Genomic DNA, 24,093 nt, shown 5'->3' on the forward strand with positions numbered 1-24,093 from the left:
CAAATATTGCTCTATGGAACTCACCAATTTTATTGCTCTGTCTGTCATTATTGCCCTTGTGCTGGGGATTGGGTTTGGAACAATGACTTGGGCTTACTTCGGCAAGGGCAGCATTTCTGTACTCTTTAAAGAACCAATTTTAACTTCCCCAGAATTTCCCGATACCGACAGCGGTAGTAAAGCTTCCGTTTATTTTCAACAAGGAATTGAGGCTTATCAGTCGGGAAAGTACCGCAAAGCCAAAGATAAATTTACCAGCGCTGTAGAACAAGTTTCAACTTTGGCAGAAGCTTACCACAATCGCGGCTTAGCTTTTGCAAATTTGCGATCGGATGACGAGGCTGTTGCAGATTTGATCCGTGCCAGCGAATTATACCAACAGCAGGGGGCTGGATTTGCGATCGACACGATTAAACAAAATCTGGCCGCATTGAAGCAGCGCAAATTAGAACGAGAAAAACAAAAAGCAGTAGCGACATAAATTATTATGTTCTGCCCGTGAAACTCAACTCACACCTAGAGTTTAGGTCTGAAAAACCCGGTTTCTTGAGTGTGGTTGGGAGAAACCGGGTTTGTTTACAGAATTTTTATTAAAGTTGAAAATCAAGATTTAACCTTCTCCTTCTCAACTAAATTGTTCTGGCATCTTCTATTTGGTCGATTTTAGCAATCATCATTTCTCGGCTAGGTGCCACAACTCGATAATTAGTAATGGGATCGTAAGCTTCCCATTCTTGAGTCACTTCGCTGTCTTGCCACAAAAACCATTCCCGGTAAATTTCGCCGTCATCAATGTCGCCACACAAGGGAAGCCAATCATCTCCTCCCAAGCTCTCAAAATCTCCTCCTACTAAGTCAATCCAAGCTGCAAGGATACAAGAGTCAATAGCATTATTATTAACAGTGACTGCGTTAGAGTGAAGAGAAGTTTCGGGAAAACAAAGTGTGGATTTCATAAGCTGTACCTGAATGTTATGTTATTAATTTATAAAAAAATCCTCTACGGCAGTGAAAGCAGAATGCCACTATCCTAACCTCCACAGTTCCCACCTCGAAAAACCTTGACACCTAAAGCGCTCAAATGCCGATGATGTATGACTTGAGAGCGCTTTGAGTCAAGTCGCTAGAGAGGCTAAATTGAGCCACTTTGCCAAGTGGCATAGAAGAAAGCCCGATCGACCAAATATTGTTGGCGAAGGCTCTCGCGCATTGAGGAGCAAAGACAGCGCGACTGCCAATTGTATACTGGGTAAGTTGGCGAGTTTCCGTACAGTTTTTGTGGTAAAATTAGTAGTAACCGGACTTTCGTACCGACAGCCTCGTTTGGTCAAAAGCTTTGCAACGAGCTTTGCAACGAGCTTTGCAACGGTGGTGCGATCGCCAGTTTTGATTTATTGTTAATTTTGCGAAGTCCCGATCAACTATTAGGGGAAAAAAATTATGCAAGCAACCAACCAAGAAGGAATTATCAATCTGACAATCCACTATACCAACGGCAAACAGCAACACTTCCAGTTCATTGCGCCAGAGGGAACAGTAGGAGAGCAAGCAACTTTAGGCACTCGCCTGCACAAAATGTTGACGGCAGACCCGATAATTCTCGAATTGGCAGATAAACTGGTAGTTATCCCAGTTCACAACATACAAAGTATTGAAATATCGCCGGTTCCTCCCAAATTGCCAGAGGGTGTCCTTTACCCAATGCGAGAAATCAAGAAATAGCTAAGCTCTTGTGCATCTAAATTCAACTGCAAAGGCGGGCTGAAACCCATGTTATGCCGAGTTTGAATCATCATAAATGTGTACCCATTAAAGGCGCAAGAAGTTATTACAAATAACGATAAAAATAAAAAAAATGTTGCTGGTTGTGAAACCAGTTACGAAAAAAAATGCAACAGTAGACAAGCTCCCAACCCTTATATCGTCACTCATGCCCAATCTAAAAATCTAAAACCTAAAATCTAAAATAGTATGACGATAGATGTCGCGTGAGTGAGGGGAATAATTGCAGATTTCGCAGACTTTGACTTACCATAAAAAATGCTAGAACTCCACTGTCACACTACTTATTCCGACGGCACTCTCACCCCTGCCGAACTCGTAGCCGCCGCCGCGTCTTCGGGGGTTCGCGCTTTGGCCGTCACCGATCACGATACGATGTCGGGGTGGGATGAAGCCTTCGCCGCTGCTGCTTTGCACGGTATCGAAATAGTCCCCGGACTCGAACTCAGCACGGTTCACAACGGCCGTTCGCTGCACATTTTAGGTTTTTATCCCGATGCAAATAAGTTGCGCGTTCCTTTGAACGATCGCCTGGAAGGAAGGTTTCGTCGATCGCAGGAAATGGTCGAAAAATTAGCAGCAATGGGATACGCGATCGAACTGCCAAAAACATCCCCAGGAATGGCACCGGGACGGCCTCACATTGCCTCTGCACTTGTCAAAGCCGGTCACGCCAAATCATCGCGGGAAGCATTCGATCGCTGGCTGGGAGATGACGGCCCGGCTTATGTGCATTACGAGAAATTCTCGATCGTCGAAGGCATTGATTTACTGAAGAGTTGTGGCGCAGTACCAGTTTGGGCTCACCCTTATTTATTTCGCGGCGGCGCTGTTGAGGAAGTCTTAAAAGAATTAGTAGATGCTGGTTTAATGGGAGTTGAAGTATACCATCCCAGCCACAGTTCCAGCCAAATCCAAAAGTTGAAAGATTTGTGTCTTCATTACGGTTTGCTGGCAACTGGTGGCAGCGATTATCACGGCCCAGATCCTGAAAGGAAAGCAGCAGATAGCACCCAATTGAATATGCTGCATTTGCCGTTAGAATTGCTGGAACCGATTAAAGTTGCTGCGGCGAGTTTGAAATAGTTTTTTATGACGCATTTTGCGGATGTATACAGTTGTCAAAAAAAATCCTTGGCTTTTTGAGTGAGGAGTTTGCCGGAAGTAAATCATCAGCAGAAGACCGAGGTCAAGCAGAATATAAATTAATATGAAGTTAAAGGCAATTGCAGGGGAGTTGATTTTACAATTTTAGTATAGCAACTTGCCAAACGGAGCTTATTATGAGTGCAGAAGACAGAGCAAAGGCGATCGGCAAAAATTTAGAAGGCAAAGCTCAGGAAATTTTCGGTAATATCACCGGCAACAGAAAAGACCAGGTTGAAGGCAAAGCCAAACAAGCGGAAGCTGCCGCCCGCCACGCAGCAGAAGATGCTAAAAATGCGGTGAGAAATCTGGCAGATAAAGCCAAAAGGTCGATCGACAAATTGTAGAAACGGCGTTATACCCAATCCTGGCTAATAGAATTCGCTTCATATCAAATCCTGTGTCATCAATTGGGTTTGATATGATTTATTTTGGGAAGGTGCATAAACTGGGTGACTTCTGCGATATCTCTTCAAAAGCGCAGTGGAGAAGTCCCTATGATTGTTAATTTTACACCGGATTAATTTCGTAGTAAGGACTTCAGTCCTTATCGCATTGCCTTTACGAAAAATTTTTGCTCAATTCTGCATAAAGCCGCCAAAACCTGCGATATCAGAGTATCAACACGCAAAAACTGGACTATGACGAGACATGATACCCCCGTCGAACCCTTAGCAGGTTTAGTTCCTGTAGCGGCAAGTTTCAACTTGTTGCTTCCACCCACAGGTTGGGAACTCAAACCGATTTCCTTGACTTTGTTATTGCTGGCACGTTACAGCGCTATTTTCCCTGGGATAATCGAATTATCTCGATGTCATCCGAAGGTGCCTGTGAACACCGACGAACAGTTACGCCAACTTCTACAACTCTTGAAAGACTCGCAAGAGGGGAGTAAGGAACAAGAAAGATTCAAAAATCAAGTGTGCCAACTCATTCCTGATTTGCCCGGAATTCGCAAGCATCCTTATCCTAATATTGATTTAGAGGAAATGATGCAGGAAGCTTATTGCGGTTTTATCAAAACGCTTTCGGTATTTTTGCGGGGAATAGACCTCGACAGTCTCGCTGCTGATGTGTTGCGAACCCGAGTGGTTCAGCGGTTCAATAAAACTCTCAAGAACAAAGTCTATGACCAATATCGCCGGATGCAGCAACAGATTTTTACTGTTAGTTTTGATGCTCCGATTACGAGCAACCCAGGTGAAGAATTTGAGGCTCAAGAACCGATAGACGATACCACGAAAAATGGGATTGAGCAACTCATAGAGAGAGAACAAGCTCAAAATAAGCAGCGCATCGGCCGCAAACTATGGCAGTGTATTGAAGACGATCCGACGGGAGAACTGCGAAACAGTTATCCCAATGAAAAAATAGATAAGACTCAGCCAAACACTCCCGAAAATCGTCGCCCTCGACCGGATGCAAATTGTCACATACTGGCAGTGCGATTGCTGCTGAAAGACCCTCCTGATAAATTATCGGTAATTGCCAGAGAGTTAAATATTGACTATCAAACTCTCAACTCTCACTGGAAAAGAACAGGTTTTGAACTCGTCAAAGAGATTGGCAATAGAATTGCTAAAGAATGTGGATATCAACCGGAGGAATAATGGTGAATAGCATGGATACTTATTTGTTACAAATTCCTCTGGAGCAAACTGCCCGCAATTTAGCTCTGCAATTTGCTTCAGAGCAAGCTAATCCGCAAAAAGGCAAGCGGGTTTATTTCAATACCCTGGCGGTTTGGGCGGTTAACTATTTCTTGGAATGGATGGAAATGGAAACCGATATTGATGGCGGTGATAGTTGGAATCCAGCAATGCGGGCGGTTTTGGATGTCGGCGATTTGGTTTTGCCGGGGATTGGCAAGATAGAATGCTGTCCGGTTCAGCTTGGAGAATCGGCGATTTCTCTGCCGGAAGTGCGAGGAAACCGCATTGCATATATCGTCGTTCAGTTTGCGGAACCTTTCGATAAGGTGAAACTTTTGGGATTTATTCCGGCTGTGGAAATTCATGATGAAATTCAAGAGATTTCTCTAACTAATCTCAAACCCTTTGAGGAATTGTGGGATTATTTGGATCGAATTGAGTTGGCGATTCCGCTGTTGCAATGTGAAATTGAAGAGTTGCTATCTGATTTGGGAGAAGATGACCCCGTACAAGCACAAGTTCGGGATAATTTGCAAAACAAATCTATTTCGGAAATTGTGGCCATTTTGAATAAAGTTTTGCACAGTAGTGAGAAATCTGACTGGGGATATGAAGGGGGGAAGGCTTTAGCGGGAAGTGGTTCTAGCAGTGGAGGTTTGGGAAATAGAGATATATCTTTCTCTCGTGATAAATCTTCACCTGTTGAGAAAGCTTCAGATATTGAGGAGGATGTGAAAGCGGAACTGAATCTGATTGCTGAAGATTTGTTGGAGAAGTTAGCTGAGATTTGGGGAGATGGTGATGATTTTGCCTTGTCATAAATCTACAATGTCCCAGAAATCTGGATAAATTTCCATGACTTGTAGATACTGTCTTGACCTGTCAAGGGGTATCTACAACATTCCCAAGACAAATATCTAGAATTTTTCAGGAATCTGCATAATTCTCCCCCTAATTCCCGCTAGATATATATACAGAATAAAGAGAAACTCCAATGGACGAACAACGCCTCGCCGCCTATATCCAACTGATTCAAGCCCTGCTTGAGTGCCCTAGCGGTACAGTAAATGATATTATCAACGCCAATCTAGAGTTAGTTGATGCCAATTTGGTGCAAGTCATGGAAGTGGTAGCGACTAATATGGCAGCAGAGGGCAACTCATATGCAGCAGCTTGGTTGCAAAATCTAGCGGTACATTTGGCAAATTATGTCAGCAGTACAGCAAGTCCTGATGAGTATTTATCTTTCTTGGGGGAGGTGTTGCAAGCAACGTCAGACAGTGGCGGAGATCCTCAAGTCGTTTATCCTATTTTACAACAAAACTTCGATAAATTGGATTTAATTTTTGCTCGAATATTACAAGCTTGGGCTACATCCACATTCACAGAACTTACCTCAGAAGAAGCTGCATCACTAGCAGCAGTTATTGGCAATTTTGGCAACTTAATTCAGCAGTTTCCCCTGGGGCGGCGGGCCTGGAATTTAGAAATAGGCATTACTTGTTATAGCGCAGCATCAGAAGTCTATACCCGCGAGGATTATCCCGAACAATGGGCAATGACTCAAAACAATTTGGGGACTGCCTATAGTGACAGAATAGAAGGACTCAGGGCGGCGAATATAGAAGAGGCGATCGCCTGTTTTCGGGAAGCTTTAAAAGTCAGTACCCGCGAGGATTATCCCGAAAATTGGGCAATGACTCAAAACAATTTGGGGATTGCTTATAGTGACAGAATAGAAGGAGTCAGGCCGGCGAATATAGAAGAGGCGATCGCCTGTTATCGGGAAGCATTAAAAGTCCGTACCCCCGAGAATTATCCCGAGCAATGGGCAGCGACTCAAAACAATTTGGGTCTTGCCTATAGTAACAGAATAGATCGAGTCAGAGGGGCGAATATAGAAGAGTCGATCGCCTGTTATCGGCTAGCTTTAGATGTCTATACCCGCGAGGATTATCCAGAACAATGGGCATTGACTCAAAACAATTTGGGGAATGCCTATAGGGAGAGAATAGAAGGTGTCAGGGCAAAGAATATAGAAGATGCGAACGCCTGTTTTCGGGAAGCTTTAAAAGTCTATACCCGTGAGAATTATCCAGAACAATGGGCATTGACTCAAAACAACTTGGGGACTGCCTATAGTGACAGAATAGAAGGACTCAGTGCGGCGAATATAGAAGAGGCTATCGCTTGTTATCGAGAAGCATTAAAAGTCTATACCCGCGATAATTCTCCCGAAGATTGGGCAATGACTCAAAACAATTTGGGGACTGCCTATAGTGAGAGAATAGAAGGAGTCAGGGCGGCGAATATAGAAGAGGCTATCGCCTGTTATCGGGAAGCTTTAATAGTCCGTACCCCTGAGAATTATCCCGAAAAGTGGGCAATGACTCAAAACAATTTGGGGGCTGCCTATAGTGACAGAATAGAAGGACTCAGGGCGGCGAATATAGAAGAGGCGATCGCCTGTTTTCGCTTAGCATTAGAAATTCGCACTCCTACTGCTTTCCCTTTAGACTGCTTGCTATCAGGTAGAAACCTCGGCAATACCGCTTTCACTGCTGGTTTTTGGGATATCGCCCTGGAAGGATTCGAGAAAGCGATTCAAGCAGTAGAAAAAAGCAGAAGTTGGGCAACTTCCGACGATATCCGCCAGCAGATTTTAGCTGAATCTATAGGTGTTTACGAAAAGGCAATTCAAGCTTGCGTCAACAGCAACCAACTGGAAAAAGCCATAGAATATTGTGACAGAACCCGTGCTCAGAGGTTAGTCGATTTAATGCACAGCAATGATGTGTATGCTAGCAGCGAAATTCCGCCCGCAGGGCAAAAGTATTTGCAGGAATTTGAGGCGAAGCAGCGGGAAATTGACGCAGAAGTTGAACAACTCCGCAAACTTTCTGAAGGCAATAAAGAATTAGCCAGTGTGGGGAGTCTGTCGCGCAGTCGGGCAGAGTTGTCTGCTTACACGGAGAAGATTCAACAGTTGGAAGGGGAGAAACAGCAAATCTGGGAAAATATTCGCAGTTTAGATCCAGTTTTAGCTGGACAAGTTCAAGTCGATCCGATGCAGTTTGCGGCGATGCAGCAACTCATTGACAATTCGCAGACGGCGATTCTCTGTTTTTATACCACGACTGATGACACTCATATTTTTGTGATTTACAAGGATAAAGCCCCGCAGATTCACACTTGTCAGGGAGAGGGTAAGGGAAGTTTTCAGAAGTGGATTGGCGAGAGTTGGTTGTTGCCTTATTTGCAGGAGCGGAAAATTTGGCAACAGGGGATGGGTGAGTTTTTGTCTCAGTTGTCGCAGCGGTTGAAAGTTGATGAGTTGATGGGTAATTGTTTGGATGGAATTGAGGAATTGATTGTGATTCCGCATCTGTTTTTGCATCAGATTCCGCTGGCGGCATTGCCCATAGAACCCCCCCAACCGAGGGCGGGCACGGGGGCACCGCCCCTACGAAGGGCGTTCCTTGGTGACAAATTCCTGATTCGTTACGTGCCCAGTTGCCGAATCTTGGAGTATTGCAATCAACGCCCAACCATCGAATCGCCGAAATACGGGATTGTAGAAAATGCCACGGATGATTTGTACTTCACTCCTTTCGAGTGCGAACAAATTGCCGAAATTGTGACGAAACCTGAGCGGTTAAAAGGAAGTCAAGAAGCAACAGTCGCAGCCTATCGAAACCTAGCCCAAAATGTGAATGTAATCCACTCCAGTCACCACGCTGTCTCGCGTTTGGACAATCCTTTAGAATCGCGATTGTTTTTAGGAGACGGGAGTATCACATTAGGGGAATTGATGACACCTGGTTGGCGGTTGCCGCAGTTATCCGATGTGTTTATGTCCTGCTGCGAAACTAATTTAGGAGGGACGGAAATTACCGATAATCTGCTCAGCTTGGGAACGGGGTTTTTGTGTGCGGGAGCTCGGAGTGTGGTCAGCACTTTGTGGGCTGTGGATGATTTTGCTACTTCGCTGTTTTCGATTTTTTACTATCAGTATCGTCGGGAAGGTTTGAGTCGTCCAGAGGCTTTGTGGCGGGCACAGGTGAGGTTGCGGACAATTTCGGGTGCGGAGTTGAAAGAGCTTTATCAACTGCAAATCGATCCGTTGCTTCAGAAAATTATTGGGGATTTAAAGTCAAAATTGGCTGTAGTTCAAAAGGAAAAACAAAAGTTAAAATTGCGGCATAAATCCTACCACAAGGAGACGGATGAGTTTCATAAGTTGGGGGCGGAGTTGAAGAAAATAACGAAGCGGGAGAATCAGATTCAGAAACAGAAGAAAGGATATGAAAGTTTGAAACAAAATATTTACACTATGTCAAATCCTTTTGATGATTTGAGTTATTGGTCGGGGTTTATTTGTCAGGGTTTGCATTGAGTTGTGGTGTTTGATTGTGTCAACAAACACGTCAGACACACATTCCGGCGGGGGTTTCAACCCCCGCCTCATAGCGAAAGTCCTCTCAAGAGGACTCATGAATTTAACAGTCCTCTTCAGAGGACTTTCGCTATGAGACAGGGAATTAATTCCCTGTCGGACTTTCGGCAAAACGCGCTATTTCATCCACATTAATCCGAGTTTATCTCCGGTTAAAAATCGGGTTCTGCAGCTAAAAGCTCGATCGACAAATCCATCTGTTCCTTCCCCCGCGCCAAAAAGCTTTCGCACTCCTGCAAACACTCGACAGCCACCGCAAACTGCTCGAAAACCTCTTCTAGAGGCAACTCTCCCGATTCCACCCGATCGATAATCGCTTCAATTCGATCGACGGTTTCCTCATAATTCCAGTCAGACTGGCGCAACTGCGAATCAATCATAACTTTTCTTCCGCATCCAATACTTCTACAATCTTAACTTTCAGCAGGCCCCGACTCAACCTCACAGTCAATTCCTCTCCCAATTCCAAACCCTCAGTTGTGCGGACGATCGTACCGTCACTTTGGATTACCGCCGCATAACCCCTTTGCAATACCGCCGCCGGATTCAGTGCGGATAACTTTTCTTGCAATACCTCCAGTTTACCAGTTGCTTGCCGCAAAGTTCGGGATGTCGCAGGCAAACGTTTTAATCGATTTTGTAACAGTTGCAAATGCTCTTCTTCTGTCTGAAATCTTGCCCGCACAGCGTTTGCTAAATTGACCATTCGCTGCTTGTGTTCAAAGTAAAGATCTGCTAAAATTGGTACAGCTTGAGCGGCCGCCGCAGTGGGAGTGTGGGCTCGTTTATCTGCTACTAAATCGGCGAGAGATTCGTCTCTTTCGTGTCCAATGCCTGTGATAATTGGAATCGCACAATTGGCGATCGCCCTGACAACTCTCTCATCATTAAAACAAGCCAAATCTTCCGCAGAACCGCCGCCCCGCCCTAAAATGATCACATCAGCCCTACCGTCCAATTCTACGCGGGCGATCGCCCGCGCGATCGCAGCAGCAGCCAATTCTCCCTGCACTCCTGTCGGCGACAGCAACACCCGCAAACCCGGATATCTTTGGGCTAGAGTGCGCTGAATGTCTCCCCAAGCAGCGCCAGTATCGGATGTCACCACGGCCACAATTTGCGGGTGTGCGGGAATCGGGCGCTTTCTGGCGGGATCGAAGAAACCCTCAGCCTCCAAGCGCGATCGCAATTGCTGCAACCGCAAAGCCTGCAATCCTTCCCCAGCCGGTAGCGATTGCACAACAGTCAACTGGTACTCGCCGCGATTCTTGTAAACCCGGATGCTTCCCAAAACCAGCAACTGTTCCCCTTTTGCAGGTATTTGCACCAATTTTTGCCGCTGAGAATTCCACACCACGCAGCGAATAGCAGCGCTTTTGTCGGTGTCGCACAGAGTGAAAAAGCAGCCGCTGGGGTGGTGCGAAACGTTGGACACCTCGCCTGTCAGCCAAACTGATTGCAGGTTGCGATCGCCCTCCAACAAGTCTTGCAGGTATGATGTTAGTCCGGCAACAGATAAAGCTGTATCGGGAAGAATTGAAGTCATCCAATTTTAGATTTTAGATTTTAGATTTTAGATTTAGGCTACTATCAACACTTCGGACAGTGTGTGATTGCCAAGCGTAAAATAAGGGTTTCAGGGCGATTCCAGAATCGACTTCCTAACGGAAAATCAATGGTTTCAGACTAGGATCTCAAAATAGTCCGGACTATTGTAGTATATCTAAGGTAATTTATTTGTAGGCTGAGCGGGCGATCGTAATTTTAACTGCAAACAAACTAATGATATCAGATACAATGACTTCGATGAATGCGCTGCGCCAAGAGGCTGCGGCGATCGGCATTACTGAGGAAGAAGCCAGGAAATATGGCGATCTCCGACATAAAAGAACTTGGTCTTTGGCGATCGAACATCACCTCTCAATGCAAGATTTTGCCGATCGCATAGAACAATCCTTCACAACTTCCGAACCCGATTCCTCCAGCGCACTCAACCACTCTCAGACTGAAGAGTCGAAAGACTATGGTATTCAGCTAACTGCGAACCTAGGCGAATCTAGAGTAACCAGGGAGAACCAAACAGCGTCTCTTGCTTCGCCACAACAGCAAGCAGTAGCAATCGGGCGATCGCACGGCAATTCCGACCACCGCAGCAACCAAAACCGAGGTTTTAAACAAGTAGTTCAAAATCATATTAAAGCATTAACAATCGCATCCGCCTCCCGCACAAACCTGCCCAATTCACAACTGGGCAATTGGGTTTGTCCTGAGTGTGGGCCGGAGGGCGAATTGGGTTGTTACCTTTGCGCCGGAGAAGGCAATGTAGGGGACATTGCAGCTATTGGCTGGACGCTAGCTTATATGGAAATGTTGGGCTGTTCTGCTCGCGAAATTGAACCGTTGAGAAAAATTTCGCCTTCATCTAATATTCTGGAATTGAATTTAAAAGTTTGTGTTGCTATCAAACAAAGTAGCGAAGTTTTAGCCAGGACGGAGAAATGGGTAATTAGTCATTAGTTATTAGTCATTAGTCATTAGTCATTAGTCATTAGTCATTAGTCATTAGTCATTAGTCATTAGTTATTAGTTATTAGTCATGAGTCATTAGTCATGAGTCATTTAGTCATGAGTCATTAGTCATTAGTCATTAGTTACCACCTGAAAGTTCAACCAAATTAAGTATTGATTCTAGCTTTTTCAAAGCAACTTCCAAATCGTCATTAACAACTTGGAAATCGAATTCCCCTGCCGCTTCAATTTCCTCTTTAGCCCGCACCAACCGACGGGCGATCGCAGTTTCGGAATCTTGACCCCGACTCCGCAAGCGCCGTTCCAATTCTTCCCAAGAAGGAGGTAAAATAAAAATTCGCACCGCCTCTGGAAAATTATTCCTAATTTGCCTCGCCCCTTCCAGCTCAATTTCCAGGATTACCGACTTTCCCTCACCGATTCCTTGTTTGAGACCAAAATAAGGAGTACCGTAAAAATTACCGGCAAACTGGGCCCATTCGGCCAACTCTCCAGCCTCAACCATTTGTTCAAAGCGGCTGCGGCTGACAAAATAATAATGCTTTCCCTCGATTTCTCCCTCACGGGGCGATCGAGTGGTCACCGATACCGAAAGATACAATTTGGGATGGCGATTGAGGAGCGATCGTACTAAGGTGCCTTTCCCCACACCGCTAGGCCCCGTCAGAACAATTAATTTACCAGATTTCATTTTTAGAATAGAAACGTGTAACAATTTAAGTTTCCGCTTACTTTAGACTGTAAGCGCTCAAATTGCAACTGACCAACCTCAATCATCCCGACTTTGACCGTCTTTGCTGATTACAAAACGATTAGCAACCGTTTCCGGCTGAATCGCCGAGAGGATGACGTGACTCGAATCTGTAATAATTACCGCTCTCGTGCGGCGCCCGTAAGTTGCGTCAACCAGTTGTCCTCGCTCCCGCGCATCAGTAATAATCCGCTTAATTGGCGCTGACTCGGGACTGACAATGGCAATCACTCGATTAGCAGACACAATGTTACCAAAACCGATATTAATTAATTGAATATCCATGAAATTCTTAATCTGTAGGTGAACGATTGACTATCAATCCTTACTTTTGATCATATAATATACAAAGATTTTTTCTGACAATCCTCAAATTAATCCCAACTAAGTTTTTTAGTTTCTAACTAAAAACTTTACCCTTTTGACGCCGAGTACCCAGTTCTTTATCAAAAATTTAAAAAAAGCTCGCTGTTGCCACTTTATCTTAAAGATTCGGTAAAAGCGTCGATTTTTAGTTGCCAATAAAAGCATTAGCTGTATCGAGAAAAAAAACCGTAAATGTTGCGAAATATAAATATAATTTTAGGGAAAGGGAAACTTAAGTATAATCAGTGATCGATGACAGCAAATATTCGCAAAAGCTGCTTTGATGAGCTTTCCAACCTAAACTAAAAGCTGCTGGCGATCATCTTCGAGGGCTTCGCTAACGCACTTTCTGCCCGATTTTTAACCAAAAGATTGGGGATGATGTGCCAAACTACAGATGTTTATTGCATGATGTTCTACCAATAAAATTGGTGTGTAGTGAGGAATTTAGTCCTATTAATACCAATAAAAAAGTGTGGCTAGAATTATCATTTTTATAACTATTATGACAATTTGCAGAGTCCCGACCGGACAAGGCATTGCCGTTTTTCTACAGATTATTGCAGGATTATAGCTAGCAAGAATTGTGGGAATTAGTATAAAAATATGAACATTTTAGTTTTTACTACAAACATTTTGAATTCAGCACAAGTTAGGCAAAAAGTGGTTTTACTCATGATATGAATTCCGGTTGAATTGGAATGATGAAACCGCAGAGGACACAGAGAACACAGAGTCAGAGAACAGAGAGATGAATAATTCCGATGCTAGCGGATTTGATATGAATTATAGCGGTAAGACTCTATGCACACCGCACCCTACACATACAGGATATGTATAAATCTTATTCAACAAAAAACTGGGATTAATGCAGATAAATTCACCCGCATTAATCCCAGTTATTCCACACTTAATTAAGCCGCAACTAAACCGCTGTGTCTCAACAAAGCTTTAGTGCTCGGTTCGCGTCCCCGGAAAGTTTTAAACACTTCCATCGGGTGCAAACTGCCGCCCAATCCTAATACTGTATCTCGGAAGCGCTTACCTGTAGAGGCGATCGCACTTTCATCTTCCAAACCAGCTTCCTCAAACGCCGCAAAAGCATCAGCGCTGAGCACTTCCGCCCATTTATAACTGTAATACCCCGCCGCATACCCGCCCGCAAAAATGTGTCCGAAAGCGCACAAAAATGCGTCTTCTTCCAGAGGAGGCAAAACTGTGGTAGTTTTAGCGATGCGGTTGCGGACATCTGCCACAGTTTCGCTGCCGCCCGATCGATAGCGGTGGTGCAATTCAATGTCAACGCTGCTAAAATGTACTTGCCTGAGCATGACGGTGCCGCTCATGTAGTGGCGCGCTGCTAGCAGTTTTTGGTAGTAGTGTTCCGGCAAAGTTTCCCCGGTTTCGTAATGCTTTGCCATTCCGAACAAAGTCGCGCGATCGTAACACCAATTTTCCATAAATTGACTGGGCAATTCCACCGCATCCCACTCAACATTATTGATGCCCGAAGCCCCCGGATAGTCTACCGTTGTCAGCATATGCTGCAAACCGTGACCGAATTCGTGAAACAAAGTTTCGACTTCCAAGAAAGTCATTAAACTCGGTTTGCCGTCTACCGGAGGACTTTGGTTGCACACCAAATAAGCCACTGGCAACCGCGTGGTTGTTTTTCCCGCTTCGACAAATTTAGCGCGTACCACGCACTCGTCCATCCAAGCACCGCCGCGCTTTTCCTCGGGGCGGCTGTAGGGGTCTAAATAGAAATTGGCGATCGTATTTCCGGCTTCATCATCTATTTGGAAATAGCGCACATCTTTGTGCCACACAGGAGTTTGACCGTCCGCCGCAGTTACTGTCACGCCAAATAGCCGCTTTACTAATCCAAATAACCCCTCTAATACCTGTGGCAAAGCAAAATAAGGTCGCAATTCTTCGGCACTAAAAGCAAACTTTTCTTCCCGGCGCCGTTCCGACCAAAAACCAATATCCCAGTGCTTCAAATCTCCAGATTCCGCCGCGCCTTTTTCGGAAGCAAAAGCTTTCAATTCTTCTAAATCTTTGACAGCAGCATCATAACTAGCCTGACGCAATTCTTCTAACAAAGCTTCCACTGCTGTAACGTCGGGAGCCATTTTGCTCGCCAAGCTCAATTCGGCATAACTGCTAAACCCGAGCAAAGCAGCTTTTTCGTGGCGCAAAGCTAAAATGCGATCGGTCAACGGCCAGTTATTCAATTCTCCGCTACTTGCTCTGCCGATAAAAGCTTTGTACAACTTTTCGCGCAAGTCGCCGCGGGTGCTGTGCTGCATGAAAGGGCCGTAACTCGGAAAGTCTAAAGTAATCCGCCAAGGGCCATTTTCGGCATCCGCATTTTCTTCGCCGGCGCTGCGAGCGGCTTGAGCTGCTAAACTCAACAAACTCGGTGGCAAACCGTCAATTTCGTCTTTGTTTGTGAGGGTGATGCTGAATGCTTTGGTAGCGTCGAGGACGTGATTAGAAAATTGGGTAGTAATTTCGGCTAATTCTAATTGAATGGCATTAAAACGATCTTTTTGCTCGCCTTCTAAACCGACGCCGGAGAGTTGGGCGTCTCGGAGAGCGGCTTCGACAATTCGCTTTTGAGCTGACTCTAAGCTGTCCCAATTTTCGCTAGCCCGCAGTGCTTTAAAAGCTTCATAAAGCGGTTTGCTTTGACTGAGCTTGCTCCAAAATTTTACTACTTCCGGCTGCACTGTTTCGTGAGCCGATCGCAGTTCCGGGCTATTTTTCACGCCCATCAAATGTCCGACAATGCTCCAGCTCCAATTTAAACGCTCTCCGAGTCGCTGCAATGGTTCTACTAAGCCGCTCCAAGTCGGTTCTACAGACGATTCTAAGTCAGCTAGCGAGGCTTCTAGTTCGGTCAGCAGTTGGGTAACAGCGGGGACTACGTGTTCTGGTTTGATCGCGTCAAAGGTCGGCAATCCTTGACCGATTAGTAACGGGTTATCAGCAATAGTTACGGTTGCAGTCATTGATTTTTCTTGTAACAGGTTGAAAACAGTTGACACTCTCCGGGCTAAAGCCACGGAGATTCTTAAGACCACAATTTGAGTCTTAAAGGCGTTGACAAATCGCCTCTACACGCTCAAAACAACTACTAATACCAGAAGTATTGCAATTGCGCTTACTTTTGTCTTTTTATACTTTCAGAGTCCATCACCAAGCCAGTTAGGTACGCTCAACAATTCACTATTGCTTGTTTAACCAGACTACGATCGAGTCGAGGCGAGCTAAATCAGGAGTTACACCTTTTGAGATTGTTTCAACACGTAGATGGTTGTTCTTACTTGCCTTTCTAAATGTTCTAACACAAAGCCGTCAAGCGAAGGACGGGGCTTCAGAGTCATTTTGTTGGTGAACTAGACAGATTAGCTTTTCATTTTGTAACACAGTTGTCGAAAAATTTGGACTCGATCGGGCGTGAGTCACAGAGTCGGAGAGTGTCCAGCGTGTCCGATGGGAAAAGTATTCCTTCTGACTGATGACTAATGACTGCTGACTAATGACTACTGACGGTTATCTGGTGTGTGCTGCAACTCCTTGACAACTGAGATTAAGCGCTTGAGGTGAGGTTTGACAACTTCTTGCTGCTCGTGTTCCAAACGGTGGATTTGAGCTTGGACAATCGACAAATCCGCACTCGATTGGTGTGCGGGAGCTTGCAGTTGGCTTTGCAAATTGGCCATGACTTTCTGGATTTCCAAAAATCTAGTATTTACTACTTCCCAGTCGTCTCTGGTGATAGAAGTTTCTGCCAAGCCTTGCGTCGCACTTTGCAGTTGCTCTATAGCCTGTTCCACAGCTTGGAGATTCGCCCGTTGGCCAACCGATAAATCTTGCAGTTGTTGGCTCACCTGCTGGCGGACATCGAGCACAGCAGACGCCACGATTTCTTGCAAAGAAGCTACCGACTCTCCTAAACTCAGCAACTGCCGCTGGATGTCGATAGAATCCTCAACAGCCTCATGCCTAGGTAGTGCAGCCATTTGCTGGCGCAGCGCTGCAATATCTGCAGACAACTGCTTGCGTAATTTAACAATTACCGTCACGGCCGTTTTTTCGACTTTATTGACAGACTTTTGGACTTGGGCCATTTCCGAATTTTGATGCACCCGCACTTGCTGCTCGAACCGATACCGGTTAGCAACATTCAGCGACAAAGCCAAAGTTAGGGGAGCAACCCCGTAAAAAGCTTGACCCGACACTGCCACCGCCAGGGAACCCACACCAGAGGCCGCCAGAGAGGCGTACTCTGCCAGCTCCAGCCAGTGCCTTTGAGGAAAACTTGGTCTCAAGTGGTTTGCAACAGAGGGTTTTGGCTTCCGCACGGCTCTTTGGGTCATAGTATTTGCTCGTTGTGGGTAAGGTTGCGAGACTGGGTGGAGCATCGATTTCTATCCTTTTTTCAGTTATATGTTTTAGATTATTTCTTGGCACTCTTCTATTTTTACCTTTGTGAGTAAGTTAAGGATGACTGCCATATTATTATGTATTTGGGAGCCTGTGGCGATCGCGCCCAATTCCGGCTGTTAAAAGGTTCGCCCCAACGCGCCCTCTATTTTACAGGACGCGGGCGCCATCGGGTTCGGGCGATCGACAATAGCTGCCCAGGCTAACCGAACAATGCCTAAGACTATTTTAGATTTTAGATTTTAGATTAAAAGTTAAAAAAAGGCGACCTACTGAGGGCGATCGGGGTTTGGAGCTTGTCTGGAGTTGCCTTTTTGTGCGCGCATTGGTATAATTTACTGTTGCTCAATTGCCCGGATAGAATTTACTGCAAAAATTGACCGATGAACTCAGAAAAACCCGGAATTGCCGATCGGCTAAAGTCTATTTTCAGTATCGGCATCTTTATCATTCTCGTACTAGGAGTAGGCTTTTTAAGCGTTAATTTTATTTCAGCTCTCTATGCAAAATTTTCTTAAAATTAGGACTTACGCATGGGGTTCATAAACCTAGTTTTTTTACAAAAATACTTCGTCGCAGCCTCCTGATAAGGTAAAAAACCCGGTTTCTTTAGTCGGAGTGAGTCCCAGACTGTTTGAGATTCCCCACTTCTTCAAGAAGTCTCGAATCTTAAGCACGATATCAGTTGTTTGGATTGCATTCTTCCTTCTTCCTTCTTCCTTCTTCCTTCGGTTATAATTTCAACTGTAAAGATTGTGGTCTGGGTCTAGCCAGACAATATAAAAAACATTTTCACTAAAAAAGCCATGCACCCTGCCGTATTCATTAGCAGATATTTGAAACTGGTAGGGGATATTGATTAGGATATCTTCATTGGGAATCCCAAAGCCATTAGGTTCAGTAGTATTTTTCCAAACTATGCCATGACAGCGCAGACTTTTACTTTGATTATTGATAATTTCTTGAGCGTTCAATTGTGACAAATCGCGCAGCCGTCTCAATAGAGATGCTAGATACTTAGCATCTCTACCACCAATTGAAAACTGCTCTTTATCATCCTGATAATACCTGAAATAAAAACTAACTCCTTCCGGTATTTGTATTTTTACAACCTCTCTCGGTGCTGAAAATGGCTGACGACTAATATCTGTATCTTGTCTTTTTTTACGCTTCTTCGATGACACGGGTTTTGTAAAAAATTCTCATTGATTCCTTCGTAATAATAGCATGAGAAGGTTCATCTCTTGGCAACTCACCTCTAGCATTAATCCAAGGGTCTTCACGTCGCACCATCAATTCTAACTCATAGGCATCCAGGAAGAAATAATCGTCAGCTAACTCGTCTAAAAACTCTTGTACTTCTTCGGGAAATTCGGGTTTTTCGACTTCTTTCAGAATTGGATTCCAGTCAAATTGTTCTTTGTATTCATAAAATAAAGCCGGGATAGTCGGCCCGTGCACCCAAGCTTCAAAATCTTCATCAAACAGCGGTGTATCTTCAAAAGCTAAATACCATGCTTGAGCGTAGTACAATAGTTTTTGTAGCTTGTGGTTGCTGAGATAGGAACCTACATCATTCGCAAACCAGATGTAGTAATCAGCGAGTTGGGAGGCTGTTGTGACTGTAGTTATTGTGGTCATATAACTCCACTCAATAAGTTTTGTATTCTATGATAGCACAGTCACCACTCTTTATGATTGGGCGGTTGAAACCGCTTCTTGTCAAACAAAGTCTGCCTCCGCAGACTAAGAAATAAAGGAGGTATTTAAGCCGGATTGGGTATAACTGAAATCTTACCCTCTGTCAAAAATTTGTAGGGGCGGGTTCACCAACAATAATTGTCTAAAACCCACAATCTCGCACCATTCTCAAGAACGGGCAAGATGCCCGTTCCACAAAAGATGAATTTTATTGTGGAACAGGCATCTTGCCTGTTCCTAAAAGATTTATCGAGAAGAGTGCCATATCTCCGTTACAACCCTTTAATATATTGCTTCAGTACAGGTGGCAAAGTGTAAAGACTTTCTTGTTTTTAGAGCAAGCAGCGCCGCGATAGAGATTGCAATGCGTTTAGCAAATCGGATGATGATATTTGTGAATTTTGTAGCAAGTTGGCGACGTTGACTGGCTGCTTTTCTGTCGCCAACAATGACATGACTTGTTTTTCTAGTTCGGAAGTGCGATCGTACTGCTGCTGTAAAACATCTTTCAAATCTTCGGGTAACAATATGGTATCATCTATTAATAAGTCATTCGCGCCGATTCCCAACTCTTGAATCAAAGTCGCCACGCTTTTTAACCATAAGGGATTGCCTTGGTAGCGGTGAATGAGTGCTTCGCAGTTATCGCTTTCAGCTAATCCCTTATCTCTGAGAATTTCTCCGGCGGCAGCGGTGTCTAAACCCGTGAGTTGTAAGGTACGAATGGGAGTATTTTCGCTGGTGAGTTGAGGAACTTCTTTGGGTGGTTCCCAACCGACTAGCAGAAAGCAACTTTGATGGGATAATTTTTCTATTTGTTTGAATAGGGAGCGATATTCTTCGTAGTCTAGTTTATACTTTCCTGCCAATTCGCCGCTACAGAAAAGGTTGTGAACGTCATCCAAGACTACTAAACACCGATGGTTTTGTAAATATTTAATTATTGGTAATCGTTTGTGATTTGTTGGGGATGAATCAGGGTTTTCTGACTGGGAAAAAAGCTGTATTAGGTTAGATTGAAATTTATCGATGGTGGGAAATTCGTCTAGTGTGTACCAAACTGCGTACTCAAACTCGTGTTTGATTTGTTGTACGAGTTGTACTGCTAGGGATGTTTTGCCGATGCCGCTGATACCGGTGAGGGTGATGAGGCGGCAGTTTTGTTGTAGAATCCAGGTTGTGAGGGTTTGGAGTTCGGGAGTGCGTGAGAAGAAATTACCCAACTCCGGCATTTCGCTTAAATCTTGATGTAGAGTTTTAGTTGGTTTTGCGTTAGCTGTTTCCTGATTTGGTGGATCTGAGTTTGGGATATCTGGTGAGTGTAAAGTTTCTCCACAAAAATTAACGAAGCCTATTTGCACAGAATCCTGCCCAAAATGTTTTGAAAATAGGAATACTTGCAACCTCTCTATTGCCGAAGATAAATTTGATTTACTAACATCTTCCCCCAACTCTTCTGAAAGTATTTCCCATAATTCTGCTCCCACTTTCCGAACACTACTTTCCGAACAGTCAAAGTCTTTGGCTATGTGCTTGTAGGTCTCACGTTGTAGAGTTCCCCGCAGTACCGCTGCTTGTAAATCGTCAAGGTGCTTACCCGTTTTCTCGAAGACTATGCGATCTGCTAGGTTTAACACTTCTTTAAGATTCATCGGATAAGGGAGATGTCAATTTTTTATGTATTATACACAAGTTATCTGCTGTTTATAACATTTTTGTACAAAAATGTACAAAAATAGATAAAATCAAGTGAAACAAAGAAAATTTTTAGGCAAAATTGAACTTTTTTGTGGTAGACAAATTTTTGAGTTCCACAAATAATAGAAGAATGCTAAATCAATCAAATGTGTGAGGCAAATAAATGACAGTTTATCTGGGTTCTAAACCTGTTGCTGAAATTGCAGTTAATGGTTTGAAAGAGGAACAGTTACAAAAAATCAATCCAAAAGTTGTAGCTGCGATTCAAGCGATTCAAGCGGAACGGATGGGTAAAGAGCCAATTGCCTGGTCTGATTTCAGCAGTCATACTACTGATTAAGTCAGATTATTACAGAAAAGATGCTTGGCTGGGAAGGTTTTTCCCCAACAATGATTGTGGTTCTACAGTATAGCTTGAAGGAAAATTTATGTCACTTGAGTTGCTTCTACCACAGAGAACTGAGTTCTACGAAGTCCGACCTATAACAACAGTTGTAGTTAAAATCGTGAGTCGTTGCAATCTCAAGTGTTCCTATTGCTATATGTATGAACACCCAGATCAAACTTGGAGAGAGCAGCCAGTTTTGATGAGTTTTGAGACGATCGAGCTTCTGGGGGAGCGTCTCAGTAGCTATGTTCGCGAGCGTCAGTTAAAGCAGCTTATTGTAGTCTTTCATGGGGGTGAGCCTCTTCTACTCGGAGCTTCTAAACTTAGGGAGTTTTTCAAAATTTTGCGGAGTAGTTTTCAGGATATTGAAGCGGATATCAAATTCGGACTTCAAACGAATGCAACGCTCGTAGACGATGACATAGTACAGGTATTTCAAGACTTCAAAGTGCGTGCTGGTGTGAGTATTGATGGGCCGCAAGAATGGAACGACCTTATGCGAGTTGATGCCAAAGGGCGTGGCAGCTTTTCGCAGATTATAGCTGGTGTAGAAAAGTTGCGTAATCCCAAGTTTGGGGAGTCTGTGTTTGGAGGTTTTCTCACAGTTGCGAATCCTGAAATAGATCCTTATAAGCTATTGACATTCTTTGAGGAACTAAACACCACTGCTATAGATTTTCTACTGCCAGACTTCAACTATGATACTTTTCCCTACGATAAGTATCCCCCAGGAACTTTTGGTCGATGGCTATCCGCTCTTTTCGATTATTGGTTAGCTTCAGAAACCAAGATGGAAGTTCGTATATTCAGAACTATCATGAAGCTTTTAATGGGTGGAAAGAGAGGCTATGATTCCTATGGGGCATTGAGTGATGGAGTTATTGTGGTTGAGACTGATGGCACTTATCACGGACTAGATGTTCTGAAAACTGCATATCATGGTGCTACCAAAACAGGTATGTCGCTCGCTTCTCATCCGATAGAAGCTTTAGAGTGTTTGCCACTCGTAACAGCACTATCTAAGAAGCAGTTTTCTGCACCGGAAAAGTGCCTTGATTGTCGCTTGTTTGATATCTGTGGTGGCGGATATCTGCCTCATCGTTATAGTTCCGAGCATGGCTTTAATCTGGAATCAATTTATTGTGAAGATTTAATAATTCTCATCGATCACATCAGAGATTATTTGTCCACTGAACTATCAGGTATCTCATAAGGACGTTGCGTTATGATCGTGTGTGCCGAGCAAGAGACTAAGATTGGAACTGTTGACTTGGAGTTGACCTGTAAGCTAGATGATACTCAACTATTCTACCACAATGCGTTGATTAAATATGTCGAGGAGTCAGCTACCCGACACATAGCAATGCTACATATTCTTAGCGATCGAGGTTATGAGCTAGCAGCGGCGCTTCTAAAACAAAGCGATGATGTGGATATATTGAGCGGTTTGTTTTTGCAATATCGGGAACTGGAAGCAAAAGCTCGATCACTTTTTCAAGCTTATGTCAGCGGTGATACTGATAGGATTCAGGAATTATTAATTAATTTTTATACTCTGTTTTCACCGCTGAGTGGGGGCTTGACTTTAGGTTTAGATCCTCTCAGAAACGTAAAAGTCACTGCTGGCTCTATTCTTTGTTTTCCTACGCTAGCTAAAGCGGGGGCTGTGACGCGAGATAGCAATCTAGGAGAAATTACAGAACAAGCAATTGAGGTGCTAATTGATGATAAATGCGATCGCATAAATTGGTGGCCAGACAGCTTTACACGATCGGGAATTCGGATTTCCACAGCAATAACTCAACCAGCAGCAGCGGGAAATGAGTTTAATTTCATTGAAAAAGATTATGTTCATGATATTTCGGCTGTAACTACCAGGCATGATGAAATCCGCCTCTGTTTGGATATGCTTCCATTCCTAGATATCGGACTTGGTGTCAGCATGAGTCGCCTGATGAAAGTTTACACTGTCTTACCTCGTTACTCTCCAACTACGCGCAAGGCAGGTTCTGTATCACACTTGCCTGGTTGGGCTTGGCAAGACTTCGATCCCGAAGCCGATCGAATGGAAGAAAGATGTCACTTGTGCGTACAAATGGTGCATGAGTTTTTTCATACGAAAGTTAATCTGGTTGAAAAAAATGTGCGTCTATACACAACAGACGGAAATTCACCAGAGGTTTTCTCTCCTTGGAAAAACAGAGATCGTCCTCTTAGACAGGTGATTCATGCATTACTGACATTTTCAGCCGGGGCGGCTGTATGGGCGAAACTTGTATCTTCTCCTTGGTTTTCATCTGAAAAGTTGTACTCGGAAGCTGAGAGTTACTGGGTTGAAACACTGAATTTTGCTGATATAGCTTATCAAGGTTTAATAAAGTCTGAATCCTTAACTGATGCGGGTAAGGTTTTAGTTAGTTCTTGTGTTGATAATTTGCGAGTGACTATTAAATCAGGTCGCAGCAATTGGTCTTAGTTTATAGTAATATGAATCGATCGATGAGGCTGGATGCGTGAATCAACTGATGGAAGGAATAAAAATCGTTTGCAGTGATAGCGACATAAATTTGAAAGATCGCCTTTTCTTAAGTTCGGGAACAGAGCCAGCTAGTGTTTCGACAGATTGCGGTTCTACTCCTTACTGTAATAATGCTCTTGTCCCTCGATTACCGTGGCGATCGCTTACTTCAATGGAACAACAAATCCTCTTTAGCACTAAGCTTGAGAAGCTAGAAAGTCTTTATGTAAGTATTCTAAATATTCCTCAAAATATTTTAGATTGTCTGAAAGAGCTAAATAAGCTAGAAAATCGTAGGTTTTTGAACGATATTTTACAAACAGAGAGGGTAAAAAAAGGGGTCGCTCTAATTCATGAGTATATTGAAACCTTTCGTATAGAAAATGCAGAATTAAGCGAGTATAGAATTGACGGGAACGAGCCAAAACAGATGACTGTAACTGTGGACAGCGAGCGCTGTCGCGTTGGTCTCCACATCGATAATCAGCGTGGCTCATCGCTGCATCGTATCTCGATCAATCTAGGTTCTGAACCGCGCTATTTTTTGTTCATAAATTTATCAATTGACCAGTTGTAAGTAGTCAAACAAAATTAATTACACAAACAACTAATATGATATAATAAAAAATATCAAGTTGTGCTCAAAGAGAT

The 24,093-nt window shown here is 43.9% G+C and carries 23 protein-coding genes; 13 read left to right on the forward strand and 10 right to left on the reverse strand.

What is annotated here, in order from left to right; translation table 11 throughout:
* Positions 1–13: 13 nt before the first annotated feature.
* Positions 14–481, forward strand: coding sequence for a hypothetical protein (locus QUA83_RS02625; RefSeq protein WP_333291278.1), 468 nt, complete (start codon positions 14–16; stop codon positions 479–481).
* Positions 482–629: 148 nt separating this feature from the next.
* Here the strand turns inward: QUA83_RS02625 and QUA83_RS02630 are convergent, their stop codons facing one another.
* Complete coding sequence (locus QUA83_RS02630) at positions 630–956, reverse strand: hypothetical protein (RefSeq protein WP_333291280.1); 327 nt, start codon at positions 954–956, stop codon at positions 630–632.
* A 154-nt stretch (positions 957–1,110) separates the two neighbouring features.
* Between QUA83_RS02630 and QUA83_RS02635 the strand changes: the two genes are divergently transcribed.
* From QUA83_RS02635 to QUA83_RS02665, 7 genes are all read left to right on the forward strand, one after another.
* On the forward strand, positions 1,111–1,401 hold the full coding sequence (locus tag QUA83_RS02635) for a hypothetical protein (protein WP_333291281.1): 291 nt from the start codon (positions 1,111–1,113) through the stop codon (positions 1,399–1,401).
* Positions 1,402–1,440: 39 nt separating this feature from the next.
* Complete coding sequence (locus tag QUA83_RS02640; RefSeq protein ID WP_333082156.1) at positions 1,441–1,722, forward strand: hypothetical protein; 282 nt, start codon at positions 1,441–1,443, stop codon at positions 1,720–1,722.
* A 318-nt stretch (positions 1,723–2,040) separates the two neighbouring features.
* Positions 2,041–2,868 (forward strand): PHP domain-containing protein, encoded by an 828-nt coding sequence (locus tag QUA83_RS02645; protein WP_039886987.1) that lies wholly within the window; start codon positions 2,041–2,043, stop codon positions 2,866–2,868.
* A gap of 197 nt (positions 2,869–3,065) precedes the next feature.
* Positions 3,066–3,275: a CsbD family protein gene (locus QUA83_RS02650; RefSeq protein ID WP_190661281.1), complete on the forward strand. Its 210-nt coding sequence runs from the start codon at positions 3,066–3,068 to the stop codon at positions 3,273–3,275.
* A 294-nt stretch (positions 3,276–3,569) separates the two neighbouring features.
* Positions 3,570–4,538: a hypothetical protein gene (locus QUA83_RS02655; RefSeq protein WP_333291283.1), complete on the forward strand. Its 969-nt coding sequence runs from the start codon at positions 3,570–3,572 to the stop codon at positions 4,536–4,538.
* Positions 4,539–4,549: 11 nt separating this feature from the next.
* Positions 4,550–5,401, forward strand: coding sequence for a DUF1822 family protein (locus tag QUA83_RS02660; RefSeq protein ID WP_333291285.1), 852 nt, complete (start codon positions 4,550–4,552; stop codon positions 5,399–5,401).
* A 173-nt stretch (positions 5,402–5,574) separates the two neighbouring features.
* The gene (locus QUA83_RS02665; RefSeq protein ID WP_333291287.1) at positions 5,575–8,976 is read left to right on the forward strand and encodes a CHAT domain-containing tetratricopeptide repeat protein; all 3,402 of its coding nucleotides are present in this window, start codon (positions 5,575–5,577) and stop codon (positions 8,974–8,976) included.
* 212 nt (positions 8,977–9,188) lie between these two features.
* Here the strand turns inward: QUA83_RS02665 and xseB are convergent, their stop codons facing one another.
* Together xseB and xseA are read right to left on the reverse strand one after the other, a co-directional pair.
* Positions 9,189–9,416, reverse strand: a complete 228-nt coding sequence (gene xseB, locus QUA83_RS02670) for an exodeoxyribonuclease VII small subunit (RefSeq protein ID WP_015176394.1) — start codon at positions 9,414–9,416, stop codon at positions 9,189–9,191.
* Positions 9,413–10,582, reverse strand: coding sequence for an exodeoxyribonuclease VII large subunit (gene xseA / locus QUA83_RS02675; RefSeq protein WP_333291288.1), 1,170 nt, complete (start codon positions 10,580–10,582; stop codon positions 9,413–9,415). The genes xseB and xseA overlap by 4 nt, the downstream gene beginning before the upstream one ends.
* 236 nt (positions 10,583–10,818) lie before the next feature.
* On the opposite strand from xseA, the gene QUA83_RS02680 reads away from it, so the two are divergent.
* Positions 10,819–11,553: a hypothetical protein gene (locus QUA83_RS02680; protein WP_333291290.1), complete on the forward strand. Its 735-nt coding sequence runs from the start codon at positions 10,819–10,821 to the stop codon at positions 11,551–11,553.
* Positions 11,554–11,683: 130 nt separating this feature from the next.
* Here QUA83_RS02680 and gmk read toward each other — a convergent pair whose 3' ends face one another.
* The 7 genes from gmk to QUA83_RS02715 form a co-directional block, all read right to left on the reverse strand.
* Entirely contained in the window at positions 11,684–12,256 is a 573-nt protein-coding gene (gene gmk, locus QUA83_RS02685; RefSeq protein ID WP_333291292.1) for a guanylate kinase, read from the reverse strand.
* Positions 12,257–12,334: 78 nt separating this feature from the next.
* Positions 12,335–12,601, reverse strand: a complete 267-nt coding sequence (gene remA / locus QUA83_RS02690) for an extracellular matrix/biofilm regulator RemA (protein WP_190659785.1) — start codon at positions 12,599–12,601, stop codon at positions 12,335–12,337.
* Positions 12,602–13,596: 995 nt separating this feature from the next.
* Positions 13,597–15,699: a M3 family metallopeptidase gene (locus tag QUA83_RS02695; protein WP_333291294.1), complete on the reverse strand. Its 2,103-nt coding sequence runs from the start codon at positions 15,697–15,699 to the stop codon at positions 13,597–13,599.
* Between the two features lie 534 nt (positions 15,700–16,233).
* A complete protein-coding gene (locus tag QUA83_RS02700; protein ID WP_333291296.1) occupies positions 16,234–17,070 on the reverse strand; it encodes a hypothetical protein in 837 nt (278 codons plus the stop codon).
* An 807-nt stretch (positions 17,071–17,877) separates the two neighbouring features.
* On the reverse strand, positions 17,878–18,321 hold the full coding sequence (locus QUA83_RS02705; RefSeq protein WP_333291297.1) for a hypothetical protein: 444 nt from the start codon (positions 18,319–18,321) through the stop codon (positions 17,878–17,880).
* Positions 18,302–18,778, reverse strand: coding sequence for a type II toxin-antitoxin system antitoxin SocA domain-containing protein (locus QUA83_RS02710; protein ID WP_333291299.1), 477 nt, complete (start codon positions 18,776–18,778; stop codon positions 18,302–18,304). Before QUA83_RS02710 ends, QUA83_RS02705 begins: the two co-directional genes overlap by 20 nt.
* A gap of 392 nt (positions 18,779–19,170) precedes the next feature.
* The gene (locus QUA83_RS02715; RefSeq protein ID WP_333291301.1) at positions 19,171–20,490 is read right to left on the reverse strand and encodes an NB-ARC domain-containing protein; all 1,320 of its coding nucleotides are present in this window, start codon (positions 20,488–20,490) and stop codon (positions 19,171–19,173) included.
* A 209-nt stretch (positions 20,491–20,699) separates the two neighbouring features.
* On the opposite strand from QUA83_RS02715, the gene QUA83_RS02720 reads away from it, so the two are divergent.
* The 4 genes from QUA83_RS02720 (at position 20,700) to QUA83_RS02735 (ending at position 24,019) form a co-directional block, all read left to right on the forward strand.
* Positions 20,700–20,876, forward strand: coding sequence for a hypothetical protein (locus QUA83_RS02720; protein ID WP_333291303.1), 177 nt, complete (start codon positions 20,700–20,702; stop codon positions 20,874–20,876).
* Between the two features lie 88 nt (positions 20,877–20,964).
* Positions 20,965–22,137 carry a radical SAM protein gene (locus QUA83_RS02725; protein WP_333291305.1) on the forward strand — a complete coding sequence of 391 codons (1,173 nt, stop codon included), beginning with the start codon at positions 20,965–20,967 and terminating at the stop codon, positions 22,135–22,137.
* Positions 22,138–22,149: 12 nt separating this feature from the next.
* Entirely contained in the window at positions 22,150–23,400 is a 1,251-nt protein-coding gene (locus QUA83_RS02730; RefSeq protein ID WP_333291306.1) for an aKG-HExxH-type peptide beta-hydroxylase, read from the forward strand.
* A 49-nt stretch (positions 23,401–23,449) separates the two neighbouring features.
* Entirely contained in the window at positions 23,450–24,019 is a 570-nt protein-coding gene (locus QUA83_RS02735; protein ID WP_333291308.1) for a hypothetical protein, read from the forward strand.
* Positions 24,020–24,093: the final 74 nt, after the last annotated feature.

It is taken from the genome of Microcoleus sp. K1-B1 (assembly GCF_036704705.1).
Taxonomy (GTDB): domain Bacteria; phylum Cyanobacteriota; class Cyanobacteriia; order Cyanobacteriales; family Microcoleaceae; genus Microcoleus.

What these genes read in the sequence shown, in the direction of transcription:
- QUA83_RS02625 (WP_333291278.1), top strand. Translation starts at nt 14, where the DNA reads ATGGAACTCACCAATTTTATTGCTCTGTCTGTCATTATTGCCCTTGTG.
- QUA83_RS02630 (WP_333291280.1), bottom strand. Translation starts at nt 956, where the DNA reads ATGAAATCCACACTTTGTTTTCCCGAAACTTCTCTTCACTCTAACGCA.
- QUA83_RS02640 (WP_333082156.1), top strand. Translation starts at nt 1,441, where the DNA reads ATGCAAGCAACCAACCAAGAAGGAATTATCAATCTGACAATCCACTAT.
- QUA83_RS02645 (WP_039886987.1), top strand. Translation starts at nt 2,041, where the DNA reads ATGCTAGAACTCCACTGTCACACTACTTATTCCGACGGCACTCTCACC.
- QUA83_RS02650 (WP_190661281.1), top strand. Translation starts at nt 3,066, where the DNA reads ATGAGTGCAGAAGACAGAGCAAAGGCGATCGGCAAAAATTTAGAAGGC.
- QUA83_RS02655 (WP_333291283.1), top strand. Translation starts at nt 3,570, where the DNA reads ATGACGAGACATGATACCCCCGTCGAACCCTTAGCAGGTTTAGTTCCT.
- QUA83_RS02660 (WP_333291285.1), top strand. Translation starts at nt 4,550, where the DNA reads ATGGATACTTATTTGTTACAAATTCCTCTGGAGCAAACTGCCCGCAAT.
- QUA83_RS02665 (WP_333291287.1), top strand. Translation starts at nt 5,575, where the DNA reads ATGGACGAACAACGCCTCGCCGCCTATATCCAACTGATTCAAGCCCTG.
- xseB (WP_015176394.1), bottom strand. Translation starts at nt 9,416, where the DNA reads ATGATTGATTCGCAGTTGCGCCAGTCTGACTGGAATTATGAGGAAACC.
- xseA (WP_333291288.1), bottom strand. Translation starts at nt 10,582, where the DNA reads ATGACTTCAATTCTTCCCGATACAGCTTTATCTGTTGCCGGACTAACA.
- QUA83_RS02680 (WP_333291290.1), top strand. Translation starts at nt 10,819, where the DNA reads ATGATATCAGATACAATGACTTCGATGAATGCGCTGCGCCAAGAGGCT.
- gmk (WP_333291292.1), bottom strand. Translation starts at nt 12,256, where the DNA reads ATGAAATCTGGTAAATTAATTGTTCTGACGGGGCCTAGCGGTGTGGGG.
- remA (WP_190659785.1), bottom strand. Translation starts at nt 12,601, where the DNA reads ATGGATATTCAATTAATTAATATCGGTTTTGGTAACATTGTGTCTGCT.
- QUA83_RS02695 (WP_333291294.1), bottom strand. Translation starts at nt 15,699, where the DNA reads ATGACTGCAACCGTAACTATTGCTGATAACCCGTTACTAATCGGTCAA.
- QUA83_RS02700 (WP_333291296.1), bottom strand. Translation starts at nt 17,070, where the DNA reads ATGACCCAAAGAGCCGTGCGGAAGCCAAAACCCTCTGTTGCAAACCAC.
- QUA83_RS02710 (WP_333291299.1), bottom strand. Translation starts at nt 18,778, where the DNA reads ATGACCACAATAACTACAGTCACAACAGCCTCCCAACTCGCTGATTAC.
- QUA83_RS02715 (WP_333291301.1), bottom strand. Translation starts at nt 20,490, where the DNA reads ATGAATCTTAAAGAAGTGTTAAACCTAGCAGATCGCATAGTCTTCGAG.
- QUA83_RS02720 (WP_333291303.1), top strand. Translation starts at nt 20,700, where the DNA reads ATGACAGTTTATCTGGGTTCTAAACCTGTTGCTGAAATTGCAGTTAAT.
- QUA83_RS02725 (WP_333291305.1), top strand. Translation starts at nt 20,965, where the DNA reads ATGTCACTTGAGTTGCTTCTACCACAGAGAACTGAGTTCTACGAAGTC.
- QUA83_RS02730 (WP_333291306.1), top strand. Translation starts at nt 22,150, where the DNA reads ATGATCGTGTGTGCCGAGCAAGAGACTAAGATTGGAACTGTTGACTTG.
- QUA83_RS02735 (WP_333291308.1), top strand. Translation starts at nt 23,450, where the DNA reads ATGGAAGGAATAAAAATCGTTTGCAGTGATAGCGACATAAATTTGAAA.